Source organism: Hathewaya massiliensis (assembly GCF_902143515.1).
In the GTDB taxonomy this organism is placed as follows: Bacteria; Bacillota; Clostridia; order Clostridiales; family Clostridiaceae; genus Hathewaya; species Hathewaya massiliensis.
The window spans coordinates 286,556-302,393 of sequence record NZ_CABFVD010000002.1 but is presented as its reverse complement, the minus strand read 5'-3'; the positions used below and the strand labels follow the sequence as shown (position 1 = coordinate 302,393).

The window sequence follows — 15,838 nt, the reverse complement described above, 5'->3', positions numbered from 1 at the left end:
TCATTTTTCTATCTACTTCATCAAAATCCCCAATAGAAATTTGTAAATCACACAGCATAATCATCAGTAATTTTCTTGTAAAATCTCTTTTCTGAAGCCCTTATATCTCTAATACGTTCTATTAATTCTTCAAAATAATCTTGTCCCAAATTTTTCATTTCTTTTAATCGTTCATCGTTCATTGTGAAGCCTTTTACTAGATATTCATTAAGTCTTTCTGTTGCCCACCTTCTAAATTGTGTACCTCTATGTGAACGTACTCTATAACCTATTGCTATTATCATTTCTAAATTATAAAAAGATACTTCACGCTGAACCCTTCTATTTCCTTCGTTTTGAACTATCCGGTTTTTTCGGATAGTTAAACTTTCTTCTAATTCTCCCTCATTATAAATGTTTATTATGTGATCATTAATTGTTCTCACATTTTTTTGATACAACTCTGCTATTGCTTTTTGAGTCATCCAAACTGTTTCATTTTCTAATCTAACATCTACTTTTGTTGTTCCATCTTCTGTTTGATATATTAATATACTGTTATTCTCTTCCATTGCTTACCACCTCTTAATCTATTTCAATTTCTCAAACTTATAAATAATACTTACAAATTTCTCATTCAATTAATTCTCCTTCATTTGTTATTTATCTTTTTTAGCGTACAAATTTAAATAATTAACTTTAGTAATTTTCAGCATATTTTTACCATTTCGTATTTTATACTCTTAATATTATTTTATTTCATAATTTTACATTTTTACACTTTATATTATACAATAATTTTATAACATATTTTTATTAGAATTTTTTCTAATTCTAAAATTATAAATTAACTTTATTAATTTATTTATTATATATTAAAAAGATGTACTACTAAACAAGCAACACATCTTTTTATTTATATAATATTTAACACTTTAATCTTATTATTTTTCATGCTAACAATTTTTTAATTTCTATGCTTCTACTTTTTTAATTTCATATCCTAATTTTACTGCAGTATCTATAAATTTCTCAACTTTAGGACTACCCCATTGGTTACAAACTGCTATTCTTGTTCCATCTTCTGTTACAAGAATTTCATCAGATTTTAAAAAATATCTTCTTGTATCTCTACTCACTAAACCCTCTACAGTTTGAAAAACTCCCCAAGTTCCTTGAATACTATCTTCGAAAATACTTTTAAGCTCATCATAAGTTGCTTTTGTTGAATTTATATATTCTTTTATAACAGCCAAAACTAATCTATTTTTAGCATATTTCTTTCCTTTAAATAAGTACTTACTATAATCCTTACCAGATTTATTGTATATTGTACTGATCATGTTATCCATGTTTTCTCTTTCTTCTTCATCAATATTTTCGTCATCCTTTAATACGTTTAACATTGCTAAAAGTAACGGCTTGTTGCCTTCCCAAAAATCAAGTAATAGTTTCCTTTCTCTTTCATTAACTGCCATAACTAATCCCCCATTCTTAATACTCTTCTCGTCCATTGATGGATAGCTCAAGCATCTTAAATAATTATCGATCAGTGAACTTGCTTCTAGTGATAACTGCTGCATTTTGCAAGGTTCTAAAAGGTAATCAACTAAGTATTGATAATTTATTTGAATATATTCTTTACACTGGCACTGCTGTTCATTCAAGTCATGTAACTCACTATTAGAAATCGGTGAAAGATATAAAAATACTAATTCACAGTTATCCTTAAAATTTTCTTTTGCCCATTGGTAATATTGAACCGTCTGTTCTGAATGCTCTTTAGAATAAACTTTGTTTTCTAGAACTATTTTTATATCAGTAATTTCTGACTCTTCATTATCAATCTGCAATGATAAATTAATAAATATATCAATTCTTTTATTATTATCAATAATTTTTTCTCTTTCTATTTTCACATCAACAATCTCATAATTACCAGTTATTATATAATCACTAAGGTGTTCTGGAAATAAGTTTCTTTGCCCCTTTGCATACTGACAATCAAATAATGACATAACTATCATCTCAAGGAATTTTTGCATTGGATAATTACTTAGCCCATGCTTCTCATCTGGGTTTAGTATCCATGCTAAAAAGTTGCTATGTACATTCTCATTTCTCATAATACCTAAAATATCAAAAATACCTTTAAAATCATAATATAGTTTTAACTCATGGTATTCTTTTGAATTAAAAAGTTGGATAATTGCCTTTCTAATATCTAAATTAATACTTTCTTCATTTTGCATAATTTTTTCTGACATCTAGCCACCTCTTTTTGAATACTAAATTCTATAAATCAATATATTCTGATACCCTACATTTAAGTAATTCCACTAACTCTTCATCCATAAAACCATAATCATCAGAAATATCAAGACAAATTATCTTTTTATCATAGAGTATATTTTCAAACTTATCCCTAATCCTTCTTAAATGTTTCTTTTCCATTACAAAAATTATATCAGCCCATCCGATATGTCCACCTGTTACCTTAATACGAGCATTTGCTTCTGTTCCCGCTGATCTTACATCATATCCATTCACTCCATTGAATATTTTTTCTGCTGTAAAACTTCTCCATTTGTTCCTACTACATATAAACAATAATTTTATATAAATCACCTTCCAAACAATATAGAAAATTTTTCCTCTTACCCCTAGAACCTTGAATCAAAAGTATTATTCCTTCTCTACCTTATTGTTAGCTACTGGTATATTTAAACAAAAATAGTTTTTAAATATTCCGACGTTTGTCTTAGTAATCTAGGATATCCAGATCCAACCCCAAGGTATGACATATGGTTTTTCTTATCCATTTAATTACCTCCCCTAATTTATTCTGTGAATATTTACTAACCCTTCTTTATATTTTATCATACTCTTTTGCTTCTTTATTATCATATTTCTAAATAACCTATTTCAAGAATAATTGAAACTATACTATAAAGTTTTATTGTAAAATAACGCATAGGTATTATTAAGAAAGATTAGTATAGTAATAACTTGTATCCTCAATTTCAAAAATAGAACATATATTCGTATAAGTTCCTTAGTCTTGGAAATAATAACTAGTATAATGAACTAGAAAGTGAGGATGACTATGGATTATAATAAAATAGAAGATGCAGTTTTAAAGAAGGCTTGAAGAAAGTCAAAAAAAGGAAAGGCAGAAATTCTTATAAAGTTATTAATTAAAAAATTCAAGTCTGTTCCTCAAGAATATAAGGTAAAAATAAATAATTTGTCAGAGGAAACTATTGATGTAATTGCAACTGATATTTTTGATTTAGAAAAAATTCAAGATTTAGAGAAATATTTTCAATAGAAATATAAAATAAAGTCAGGATTAAATAAGGTTTTATCCCTATTTTTCTCCTGACTTTTAATATTACTTTTTTATTATTTTATAACTCAACTTTCGCAAGGCAAAAATACTAACTTCTCATTGATATAACAGTGAATATCAGCAATAAAACTATCTATAATAGAGTTAACAACGTCCTTTGACCATAGCTATTGTACAAATTCCTTATTATCAAAATCAAGACAATTAATTAAGTTTTGTTCTTGCTTCATGTCATTATATTTTACTGACACTTTATCACCAATTTGAGTTATTGGAAGTTCATTTGAAATTGTAAGGGACGCTTGAAATAATTTTTGTGGATATTCCTTCAGTACAAATGTATAAAAGCTTGAACCATTAATTGTACAACTGTTTATTCTTAGTACTGTCCCATCTAACTTATTAGCATTTCCTGTGGATACTATGTTAGTATTATTACCTTTGCTTTGTAGTACTCTTATATAATTTGACTTACATTCTGTAATATTTTCACCAGTTCCTACTGCGTTATAGTCACCCACTGAAACCATTGCGAACATCTTAGTTAGTCCACTTTTATCATTTAAAGTTATAAAATAAGTTGGTATATTTTCAACATTTATAAGGATAGGGAAAGATCCTGTATATCCTAAATTTTGTACCTTACCTTCTGCTGATTTTGTTCCTGCTGTTTCTGTTGCTCCTGATATTTTAAAAATTGTAGTCTCTTGAGTTCGTGTATCTACTAATGTAAATCCTACAGTGGACTCATCTTTTCCAACAGAAGTTAAGCCAGTGTAATAATAACACCTTCCGTTATTATAAACCACTCCAACCCCTTGGGTTGTTTTTAACTTATCTTTTCCTGAAAAATTAAATACACCATGAATATATTTACCCCATTTATTTATATTGTTTTCAACAAAGTTTAATGGTTGAATTCTATCTATCCATTTTGGTGTATTGTCTACATTATATTTCTTAACTTCTCCTGTCTGTGCATCTACAAGCACTATTCCTACAGCTTTTTTACCTTTTAAACCTATAGTATTTTTATACATAGTTGCAGTCCAATAAGGCTTACCACTATCATCAACCTCAAATGTAAAATCTGTTATTCCTCTAAACACCTCTCCATTTAAATAAATATGTCTTCGTAAATCATCGTTAAAATACGCTGATGGGCTGTACCTTAAATTTATTGCTTTTCCATCTAATTCTTTAACTAATTTTACATCATGGTCATTAGTAGCTGAAACCATAATGTATCCTGGTGTGCCTTTGTTAAACATCCACTTGAAAAAACCAGAGTGATTTAAAGCTGCTACATAATATAACTTTCCATTTACATTTTGAAGAGTAAGATCGCCAAGTTCTACTCTGCTTCCTAAAGAAGTTTCTTCTCCAAGCTTTTTATCTGCAAGTAACTTAGCATACTGCTCATTTACTGTTGGTATATTCTTTTCATCAATATAAGATATTTCCTTAGAAAACTCTTTGTATTGAGGGTTTGGTAATAAACTTTTATAACCATTAGCTCTAAATACTGGCAAACTAATAATACCTAACACAATTATAGCACCAACACCTATGGATGCTATATTCAAAAAAATGTTTGTCTTGTTTTTCTTTGCTTCAACAACATTGTTGTATATTAAGTATGTCATTCCGAAAATTAAATTAACTGCAATTATAATAATATAAATTGAAATTTGATTGTAATTTACTACTGGTAAGAATATATACAATGCTATAGCAAATAACAACACATAAAATGAGTAAAACATTGATTTTTTACGCATTTTGTGACCCCCCTTTGCGATTAATAATGAGTATATATTACTATATTTTGTGAAATCAATAAAGCTTTGTTTTTACTCATTATAGGTTATTTATAACCGTTTAATATGTTTTACCTAATTTTATTAAGTGTTATTGTATATTATTAAACTATTACAATAAATATATCATAAATTTTTCTATAATATATTTATCAGAAACTTAATTACCTACAACTCTTATTGTAATTCTATTATTATTGAATAAAAATGTTACTAGTTATTGATTTATTTATCTCTTACTTTTACCAGTAGATAAAAATAAAAAATATTCACCTAAATCCTTGAGCTTTCTTTCTTGAAAACAAAAAAAGCCAGGAAAATCTAATCACTTTCTGATTAAAAATTCCTGACTTTTAATATTACTTTTTTATGAGTAACACCATTTTTTATAGGTGATACGAGTTTTTATTGAAGTACAATATACACCGCTTACTCTTTCTATATAATCCCTATTCCACTGTTACTGATTTTGCAAGGTTTCTTGGCTTATCTACGTCGCAACCTTTTTGTACTGCTACATAGTATGAGAATAATTGTAGTGGAATTACTGATATTACTGGTGAAAATATGTCCATAACTTTTGGAAGGTAAGTTACTGAACTTACTGTTTCTTCAACTTCGTTATGTCCTTGTGGTAAGAAGGCTGCAACTTTTGCTCCTCTTGCTGTTACTTCTTTTATGTTACTTACCATTTTGTCTATTAGATTAGACTGAGTAGCTATGGCTACAACTGCTGTTCCTTCTTCCATTAATGCTATTGGTCCATGTTTTAATTCTCCACCTGCGTATGCTTCTGAGTGGATGTATGAGATTTCCTTTAATTTTAAAGAACCTTCCATGGCAACAGCATAGTCCATTCCTCTTCCTAAGAAGAACATATCTTTATGCATATAGTTCTCTGATGCAAATTTTTGTAGAGCTTCTTTATTGTTTAGGACTTCTTCTGCTCTTAATGGAAGTTCTAACATTCCTTTTTTAAGCTCTTCTAATTCTGCTTTTGTTACAGTTTCTTTAAGTTCTGCAAAATATAGAGCTATTATATACATTGCTATAAGTTGGCTTACATATGCTTTTGTTGAAGCTACTGCAATTTCAGGTCCTGCCCATGTGTATAGAACATCTTCTGCTTCTCTTGAAACTGTGCTTCCTACTACATTAGTTACAGCTATAACTCTTGCTCCTTTTGCTTTTGCAAGCCTTAGAGCTGCTAGGGTGTCTGCTGTTTCTCCTGATTGGCTTATAACAATTAAAAGAGAATGCTCATCTATTATTGGATCTCTATATTTAAATTCTGAAGCTATATCAACTTCTACTGGAATTCTAGCTAATTTTTCTATAGCATATTTTCCAACTATACCAGCATGGTATGCTGTTCCACATGCTACAATATAGATTCTATTAAAGTTTGCTAGATCTTCTTTTGTGATTTTTATTTCGTCTAATTTGATCTGCTCATTTAAAGCAATTCTTGACTTCATAGTATCTCTTATAACTTTTGGTTGCTCGTGGATTTCTTTCATCATGAAATGCTCGTATCCACCTTTTTCTGCTGCATCAGCATCCCAAGTTACATGGTAGATTTCTTTTTCTATTTTTTCGCCTTCTATATCAAATAATTGAACTCCATTTTTGTCCATTAAAACAAATTCGTTATCATTTAAAAGATATATATCTCTTGTCTCATTTAAAACTGCTGGGATGTCAGATGCTATAAATGCTTCATCTTTCCCAAGACCAACTATTAATGGGCTATCTTTTCTAACTGCTACTACTTTATCTGGTTCATGAGAAGATACAACTCCTAGAGCATAGCTTCCTTCCATTTTAGAAACTGCTTTTCTTACAGCTGCTAAAAGATCTCCTTCGTAATAATAGTCGATTAGATGAGGTATTACCTCTGTATCTGTTTCTGAAACAAATTTATATCCTTTTGCTATTAACTTTTCTCTTAAACGAATATAGTTTTCTATAATCCCATTGTGAACTATAGTGATTGTTTCATCTTCATTTGAATGAGGATGAGAGTTAACATAAGATGGCTGTCCATGAGTTGCCCATCTAGTATGACCAATCCCTACATTACCATGTATAGGGTTTTCCTCTAGCTTTTCTTCTAAACATTTTAGTCTTCCTTGGCATTTTGTAACTTTAATTTTGTTATCTTCTATTATAGCAACTCCTGCTGAGTCATATCCTCTATATTCTAATTTGCTTAATCCACTTATTAAAAGAGGTGATACCTCTCTCTTTCCATAATACCCAACTATTCCGCACATTATTTTATTCCCTCTCTTATTCTGTTTGTATTTTTTAGTTTAAATACTTAATGGACATTTATGCTCCCACTATGGGCACCATAAATGCACTTATTTTTGCACCTAATTGATTTTGTAACGAAAATCACTTTTCGCTTTTACCAATTGTTAACGGTAGTGCGAATACCGTGGGGCACCCGCCGAAGATTCGATAAAACCCCATCCTCGTCAAGTTACATGAAAAACTTATTTTTTTAGTTATTCATATAACTCCTGGCGCTTTTAAATTTAAAATAATTAATTTTTTCTTTATAATCACCTCCATGTATTTGCTTGGTTTTTTATAGCTTATGCTATCCTAAAAGCTATCACATTATTATATGCATTTTTCATATTTTACGTCAATACTTTTAACGGTTTATTTATATTTATAATATAAATAATTCTTATGTTTATTTTATGCAATAATTATCTGATATAATTCCATATATTCTTAAAAATAAGAGTAAAGTAGTGTTTAAGTCCCTAGATAATGACTTCTAAGTCTCAATTAGAGAAAAAACCTTTTTTAAGCCCTAAATTTTCCTTACTATTTATGGAATATTTTTATATTATATTTCAAATTAAACAATTTTACATAATTAATTATTGAATTTAATTTTAAAAAAATAAGAAAATTCAATTTTATATTGACATTTTTCGATGCTCGTTATATAAATAAATTATAAAGAATATGTTAATAATGATTAAATATTCTTAACAATCAATTTTATTTAGCATATTTATAACTATTTCTATTTTAAATTTTATACTAAATTACTAAGGAAGAACAATATCCCTTGTAAAATTTATGTATAGGGATAAAAATAAGATTACAAATGAGGAGAGAAATAACTTATGAATAATTTTAAAAGAAGAACTCTTGGCTTAGCATTAGCATGCATTATGTCTTTTTCTTTAGCTGCATGTGGAAATTCTGCTAAAACAGAACAACCTAAAAATGAAACTAAGGTAGAACAAAGTAGTACTGAAAACAAAAGCGAAGTTAAACTTGAAAAAGGTAACTGGGCTCCTGAAAACTATGCTGCTTTAACAGCCCTTATAGAAAAACACGGTAAAAACAGCAAAGATTATAATGCAAATAAAAAACCTTATGCTGTATTTGACTGGGACAACACTTCAATAGTTAATGACGTTGAAGAAGCATTACTTGCATATCAGTTAGAAAATCTTGAGTTTAAAATGACTCCTGAAGAATTTGCAAAAACTATTAGAATAAACATTCCAAAAGATAACTTTGTAGCTGATTGCAACAATGTTGATGGAAAACCTGTTAATATCGAATCAGTTGGTGCTGACATAGATTCAAGCTATAAATTCTTATATGAAAACTATAAAGGTTTCAAAGGGACTAAATCTTTAGATGAGATCAAGGCTACACCTCAATATAAAGATTTTATAGCTAAAACTAGATACCTTTATAATTCAATTGGTGAGTCTTTCAGTTCTGATGTAAGCTATCCATGGGTAACTTACTTATTTGCAGGAATGACTGAAAAAGAAGTTGCTGACTTAACTGAAAAATCAAATGAATATTGGTTAAAACATGAACTTGGTGAAGAAACTTGGACAAGTCCAAAAGAATTAGCTGGTAAGGCTGGCGTTGTTTCAGTTAAATTCCACACTGGTTTAAGAACATTAAAAGAGCAACAAAATCTTTACAAAACTTTAATGGCTAATGGAATAGATGTTTATATCTGTTCAGCATCATTCATAGATGTTGTTAGAACATTTGCTACTAATCCTAAGTTTGGATATGAACTTCCAAAAGAAAACGTATATGCTATGGAACTTGAAAGAGATGACAAGGGTGTAATTAAAGCTGAGTTTAGAAAAGGTTATGATCAAACTCAAAGCAAGGGTAAGACTAAGACTATAGAAAGATTCTTAGTTGAAAAACATGGTGGACAAGGTCCATTAATCGTTGGTGGAGATAGCTCTGGTGACGTTGCTATGTTATCTGATTTTAAAGATACTAAATTTAGCTTAATCGTTAACAGATGTAAAGGTGATGCACTTGGTAAGCTTTCAAAAGAAGCTGCTAATACTATTGGTAAAGCGGATGCTAGATACTACTTACAAGGAAGAGATGAAAACACTGGAGAATTCAGACCAACTCAAAAATCTGTATTCTTAGGAAGCAAAAACGAAAAGTTACTTAAGGGTGACAAATAATAATACAGGCAGTTTTAATAACCTTTGTAGTATTAAAAGTATATTAGTGAAATAGTAAAATCTTAGAGTATAAAATTTATTAAAATAGAAAATATGCTAAAGAAAAGGTTCATTAAGATTTATCTTAATGAACCTTTTACTTTTAATTTGCTTTTTCTTCTATTTTTTTAGCTAAGGCCACTGCCATGCTCTCTATTTCTGCCTTATCTTTTCCTTCTAGCATTACTCTAACTAGAGGTTCTGTTCCTGATGGTCTAATTAATACTCTTCCTGTCCCATCTAGTTTTTCTTCCATTTTCTTTATTTCATTTGCTATTTCTTTATCTTTAATATGTATATCTTTCATATTATTAGGTACTGTTGCATTTACAAGAACTTGAGGAAGCTCTGTCATTATGCTAGCTAGTTCTGATAACTTTTGTTTTTTATTCTTAATTACAGATGTAAGTTGAAGTCCTGATACAAGCCCATCTCCTGTAGTATTGAAATCTAGGAATATTAAATGTCCAGATTGTTCTCCTCCAAGGCTATATCCTTCTTCTATCATCTTTTCAAGCACATATCTATCTCCAACTTTTGTTTTTACCCTATTTATAATTTCCTTATCTAATGCAATATCAAGGCCCATATTGCTCATTACAGTAACAACTAAGGTATCCTTTTTAAGTTTTCCTTGCTCTTTTAAATATTTTGCGCAAATAGTCATCATAACGTCGCCATTTATAAGGTTTCCTTTTTCATCTACTGCAAGGCATCTATCTGCATCGCCATCAAAAGCTAAGCCTAAATCACAATTGTTATCTGTTACAAATGTCATTAAATGCTCTGGATGTGTTGATCCACAGGCTTTATTTATATTAATTCCATCAGGGTCATTATTTATAACTAAAACCTCTGCTCCTAATTCTCTAAAGGCTTTTACTGCTGTTTCATAGGATGCTCCATTAGCACAGTCTAAAGCTATTTTTAAGCCTTTTAACTCACAATCTATGGTGCTCTTTGCAAACTCTACATAATCTTCCACTGCATTAGTAACTATTTTCTTTTTACCAAGGTTCTCTCCTGTTGGACATGGCACTCCTTCAAAATTATTTTCTATAACTTGTTGAATTCTATCTTCTAATTCATCTTTTAACTTATAACCTTGTCCATCAAAAAACTTAATTCCATTGTATTCTACTGGGTTATGTGATGCTGATATTACTACTCCTGCATCAGCTTTATATTTTCTTGTTAAATATGCAACCGCTGGTGTAGGAACCACTCCTACGCAAATAGCTTCAGCTCCCACTGATAATAAGCCTGAAACTAGAGCACATTCTAACATTTCTCCTGAAATTCTAGTGTCCATACCAACTACAACCTTAGGTCTATGAGTACCCTCTGTTAAAACATAAGCCCCTGCCTTGCCTAGTTTAAAAGCAAGGTCTGGAGTAAGCTCTTTATTTGCAATACCTCTTACACCATCTGTACCAAACATTCTACCCATATATAAACTCCCTCTCTTTTTTCTAAACTTTTAAATATTAGACCCTGTTAGATTTATATGCTATTACGTAACCATCAGTCTAATAAAGCCAAATAGTAAATAAAATTTCTAATTATATACAATTCATAGCTTAAAGCCTATAGCTAAATTTTAAACTTCCGTAATTTTTTTATAATTCTTAGTTTTAATTCTTAGTTACATTTTTTATAATTCATGGTTATAATTATTATTTTATAATCCTTGTTAAAACTCAATCTTCAAAGACTTAATTAAAATCGTTTTACTATTTTAAATCTCTATACTGCAAAATACTTTATACTAAATAGTAAACCTAAAATAATAAATACTAATTAATTATATTATATTTAAAAGTTTATAACAAGTTCACTTCTTATATATTACACATAAACATAATTAGCTTTATTATTCCTTAGTTTCCACGTATTTCTTTATACTTAGTAGGTATGTTGTAGTATTTTAACTGGGTATTAGCGAGAATATTCATGGAATAAAAAGTAGCTAGCATTAAGTCTTATTACTTTTACTTAATCTAGCTACTGTACAAATTATATGCCATCTACTATATCTTTATCCTTGATTATCTCCACTATATTCATCATCTCCATTGCTTGACGTTAGAATTGTCAGGGTGTCTATTATACTATATATTTTTATACCTTAAACTTATCCACTATATTGTTTAATTCTCTTGAAATTTGATCTAAGTCTCTAGAGGCTTCCACTATGCTTTCAAAGGTTTTAAATTGTTCTTCTATGGAAGCTGAAACCTCCTCCGTAGATGCTGCTGATTCCTGAGAAACTGCTGTAACTTCTTGTATTATATTAACTACAGCTTCCTTATCTTCATCTACAATATGAATATTTTTTGATAATATATCTAGTTTTTCTAGAGTATTAGAAATTGCATCTTCCATAAAACCGAAAGAATCCTTTTGCATATCTAAAGCCTTTTCTGTATCCTCTGTAAGGTTTAAGCTTATGTCCATATTTTCCTTAGTTCTTTGAATTTCAACTTGAATTTCTTTTATTATATTTGAAATTTGTTTAGTTGATTCTGATGTCTCTTCTGCTAACTTTCTAACTTCATCTGCAACTACGGCAAATCCTCTTCCAGATTCCCCAGCTCTTGCTGCTTCTATAGCAGCATTTAATGCAAGAAGATTTGTTTGTTCTGCTATATTTTCTATAGTATATACAATCTTTCCAACAGATCCTGACTTATTAGCTAGCTTATCTATGTTTTTCGATACTTCCTCAATCATATCTCTATTCGTATTAAATTTATCTAATAAATCCTTTAATGAACTCATAGATTTTTGATTTATCTCTCTAGTGTTTTCTGAGTATTCTTTTACTGAGTTATTACTCTCTACTACTAACTTAATTTTTTCTGATAAATTCATCAATCTCTCTGAACCATCTTGTGAATTAGCAGCAAGTTCACTGGCTCCTCTTGCAATTTCATCTATGGTATCTGAAATAGAATTGGCTGAATGAACAGCATCCTTTGATTCGTTATTTACTGTATCTGAGCTTTCAAGTACTTTTTGAGAGAACTCTTGAATTGTCTTTAGTGTCCGTTTAAGCTCTAATTTAAAATCTTCTGCAGCTCTTGCCATAACCCCTATTTCATCTTCTGACTTTAATATTCCTATATTATCAACTTCATATGTTAAGTCTAAATTTTTCATTGAATTTAACATGGCAGTTATATCAACTACAGGTTTTGACATCTTCTTTCCAAGTAATAATGACAATATAACTGAAAATCCTACTATTAAAAGAGTGACCATAAAAATTTGCATAAGACTCTTGTTTACATGAGCTAGAACTTCTGACCTTGGAATTACTATTACCATTTTCCATCCATTAATTAAATTAGTGTATCCGATATAACTTTTCTTTTTATCGTACTCTCCTTGGAATATTCCTTTTTGCGAATTCATCTTTTCCCCTATATCTTTGTACTTCCCTTTTTCTTCTGTTATTAAATTAACATCACTTTTCTTCTTTTTATGAACTATATAATCAAGTTTCTCATTTAATATAAATGCATATCCTGAATTATAAAATTTCATATCGTTAATCTTTTTAAAATAAGTGGTGAAATTCATATCAACACCTATAAGTCCAATAAATTTATTATCTTTAAATACTGGCTTTGCAAAGGTCATTTGATAATTTCCGTTTTTATCTTCATGAGGTTCATCCCATGTACCTTCTTTTTTATCTACATAATCATAAAACCATTTACAATCTGGATTTTTTCTAGTAAAGGTTTTCCTATCGTAATCATATTCTACCTTTTGTATGTTCCCTTTACCTTCTGGATCTTCATAGCAAATTACTTTTAACTTTTTTCCTTCATAAAGTTCTGGGTTTATCATAAAATAAATTCCTATGCCATTTTCCTTAGAAGTTGTTATGTTCTTAATTACGCCGTCTAACTGTTTTTCATATTGATCTATATAATTTTTGTCTTTACTCAATTGATTAAAATCCATATAACTGCTAGAAACAGCTTCTAAATCTTCTGTTATAGACTTCATGCTTATATACGTGCCATTTAGATTTTCTGCCTTAGCCTCCACAAGAGAGTCCATCTTATAGTTAATATCCTGTTGTGAAAGTTTTTTACTACTAAAAAAACTTATACCACCAATTAAAATAGAAACTATAAATGTACAGAGTATTATTGATAAAATGATTTTTGTGCTGATTTTTTTCATTCTTATCCCCTAAAAATTTTAGGGACTTCCCCCTCTCATTTAATTTTTTAATTTGTAATAAATTTACAAATTTTATTTTAAATTCTATTATTATATATATTACACTGATTATCGTAATATTTTAAAAATAATTTACATAATTAATAGTTTTTTTGAAACAATAATATTTGAGACTAAGAAAAGAGGTGAATATATATGAAACATAATGAAAGTATACAATGTACTGTAGATGAATGTAAATATCATTGTAAAGAAGACAATTACTGCACACTAAATGTTATTAAAGTAGTTAAACATGAACCAACTGCAAAAACTGTTAAGTGTACAGATTGTGGAAGTTTTGAAATGCAAGGCTAAAAGTAAAGCTTAGATTCAGAAGGAGTTAATACCCTTTCTGAATCTAAGCATATTTTTTATAGATATTGAATATAATAATTTTATTTAATAGATTAACTAATTATAACCTCAAAAAAAATAATCCAATAACTTAAATACTTTAATTATAATTTAACTTTATTCTAATTTTATTTTATTAGTTATATTATCTAAAACTTTACTAATACTTTTTAAATAAGAACTAGATTGTCCAATACTTTCAATAGATTGTAACTGATCTTGTATTATAGAAAATACCTCTTCTGTAGCTGCAGCAGTTTCTTCAGACACTGCACTAATTTCCTGTAGTGCCTCAAGTACTACATCCCTGTCTTCGTTCATTTTATCAATGTTTTGAATAAGATTATCTAATGTCTTTACACTATTACTATATGACTTTTGTAGTTTATTACTATAACTTCTTTCTATTTTTAAAGCATTATTATTTTCTTCATTTATTAGAATACACTTATCCATATTTTCTTTAGAAAATTTAATTTCTTCTTTTAATTCTCCTAAGATTTCACCTATTACATCTGTAGCATTTTTTGTTTTTTGAGAAAGTAACCTAATTTCTTCTGCTATAACTGAAAAACCCTTGCCATTTTCCTTAGCTTTTGCAGCTTCTATTGTGGCATTTAAAGATAGTAAATCTGTTCTCATGCTTATATCTTCAATAGTTCTTGTAATCCCCTCTATATCCTCTGATTTTTTCCATAAATCATCTATAAATTTTGATGTTTCTCTTATATTTCTAGTGCTTTCATTAAATTTATCTTCTACTTCACATAGTTGTTCTGTAGATTTTCTCATAATAGTTCTATTTTCCTTAGAACACTGTTGTAAATTAATACCTTCTCCTCTTGTAAAAATAATTTTTTTAGATAGCTCCTCTAGTTTTTCAAAGCTACTTTGGGTATTTTCAGCAAGTTCTACAGCACCCTTAGATAGTTCTTCCATAGCCTTTGATATATTTTCCATAGATTTCTCTGATACATTAATATCATCACTTAAAGATAAAACACTATCTGAAATATTTTCTGAACTTTCCTTAATGCCTTTTCCCACAAACATTAGATTATTTTTAAGATTATTAAGTGATCTTGACATATTTCCTAATTCATCTTTTCTATCTAAAACATTTTTATCTATAAAATCCTTACTTAAATCAAATTTTGAGATATAATCTAATAATCTTGTTACACATTGAATAGGCTTCCCTATAATCTTTGAAATTATAAAAGTGGTTATAAAAGAGATTATGCATATTATTATTATAGAAATGAATACTGACAACACTAATTCACTTATTTGTATATGAGGTTTACCTTTAATAAATATATGATCTACATGAAGTAAAAAACTTATTGCAATTAGGATTACACCTAAGAGATTTGAAATGATTAGCAAAAAACTTAGTTTTAAGCTTATTTTTTTCATAATAAATTTAGCCTTGAGCTAAATTCATCTCCTTTCATTTGTTGTTTTATATTCTTTTGTATCTTATTATGATTTTCACAGGTTACCCTATTTTTATCACTTTTCTCTACTTTTATGCTTTATACTATTTTCTTTTGTAATAA

11 protein-coding genes are annotated in these 15,838 nt (G+C 28.7%); 3 read left to right on the top strand and 8 right to left on the bottom strand.

The annotated features are described in order from the left end of the window. Window positions 1–47: 47 nt before the first annotated feature. The 3 genes from FNZ64_RS06645 to FNZ64_RS06635 form a co-directional block, all read right to left on the bottom strand. A complete protein-coding gene (locus tag FNZ64_RS06645) occupies window positions 48–551 on the bottom strand; it encodes a virulence RhuM family protein (RefSeq protein WP_207705515.1) in 504 nt (167 codons plus the stop codon). Window positions 552–953: 402 nt separating this feature from the next. Continuing rightward, entirely contained in the window at window positions 954–2,246 is a 1,293-nt protein-coding gene (locus tag FNZ64_RS06640) for a PDDEXK-like family protein (RefSeq protein WP_142414060.1), read from the bottom strand. A gap of 28 nt (window positions 2,247–2,274) precedes the next feature. Continuing rightward, entirely contained in the window at window positions 2,275–2,607 is a 333-nt protein-coding gene (locus tag FNZ64_RS06635; RefSeq protein ID WP_142414059.1) for a low molecular weight protein tyrosine phosphatase family protein, read from the bottom strand. Between the two features lie 550 nt (window positions 2,608–3,157). On the opposite strand from FNZ64_RS06635, the gene FNZ64_RS14895 reads away from it, so the two are divergent. Continuing rightward, window positions 3,158–3,310 carry a DUF4351 domain-containing protein gene (locus FNZ64_RS14895; RefSeq protein WP_423244934.1) on the top strand — a complete coding sequence of 51 codons (153 nt, stop codon included), beginning with the start codon at window positions 3,158–3,160 and terminating at the stop codon, window positions 3,308–3,310. Window positions 3,311–3,498: 188 nt separating this feature from the next. Here FNZ64_RS14895 and FNZ64_RS06625 read toward each other — a convergent pair whose 3' ends face one another. Next, window positions 3,499–5,112 (bottom strand): cell shape-determining protein, encoded by a 1,614-nt coding sequence (locus tag FNZ64_RS06625; protein ID WP_142414058.1) that lies wholly within the window; start codon window positions 5,110–5,112, stop codon window positions 3,499–3,501. Window positions 5,113–5,600: 488 nt separating this feature from the next. Continuing rightward, window positions 5,601–7,427: a glutamine--fructose-6-phosphate transaminase (isomerizing) gene (gene glmS, locus FNZ64_RS06620; RefSeq protein ID WP_142414057.1), complete on the bottom strand. Its 1,827-nt coding sequence runs from the start codon at window positions 7,425–7,427 to the stop codon at window positions 5,601–5,603. A gap of 876 nt (window positions 7,428–8,303) precedes the next feature. Between glmS and FNZ64_RS06615 the strand changes: the two genes are divergently transcribed. Continuing rightward, the gene (locus FNZ64_RS06615; protein ID WP_142414056.1) at window positions 8,304–9,641 is read left to right on the top strand and encodes an HAD family hydrolase; all 1,338 of its coding nucleotides are present in this window, start codon (window positions 8,304–8,306) and stop codon (window positions 9,639–9,641) included. 142 nt (window positions 9,642–9,783) lie between these two features. On the opposite strand, the gene glmM is transcribed toward FNZ64_RS06615, so the two are convergent. Both glmM and FNZ64_RS06605 read right to left on the bottom strand, forming a co-directional pair. Next, complete coding sequence (glmM, locus tag FNZ64_RS06610) at window positions 9,784–11,130, bottom strand: phosphoglucosamine mutase (protein WP_142414055.1); 1,347 nt, start codon at window positions 11,128–11,130, stop codon at window positions 9,784–9,786. A gap of 671 nt (window positions 11,131–11,801) precedes the next feature. Then, window positions 11,802–13,880, bottom strand: a complete 2,079-nt coding sequence (locus tag FNZ64_RS06605) for a methyl-accepting chemotaxis protein (RefSeq protein WP_142414054.1) — start codon at window positions 13,878–13,880, stop codon at window positions 11,802–11,804. Window positions 13,881–14,075: 195 nt separating this feature from the next. Here FNZ64_RS06605 and FNZ64_RS06600 point away from each other — a divergent pair, with 195 nt between their 5' ends. Then, window positions 14,076–14,237 carry a DUF1540 domain-containing protein gene (locus tag FNZ64_RS06600; RefSeq protein WP_142414053.1) on the top strand — a complete coding sequence of 54 codons (162 nt, stop codon included), beginning with the start codon at window positions 14,076–14,078 and terminating at the stop codon, window positions 14,235–14,237. 156 nt (window positions 14,238–14,393) lie between these two features. On the opposite strand, the gene FNZ64_RS06595 is transcribed toward FNZ64_RS06600, so the two are convergent. Then, entirely contained in the window at window positions 14,394–15,695 is a 1,302-nt protein-coding gene (locus FNZ64_RS06595; protein ID WP_142414052.1) for a methyl-accepting chemotaxis protein, read from the bottom strand. Between the last annotated feature and the right edge of the window lie 143 nt (window positions 15,696–15,838).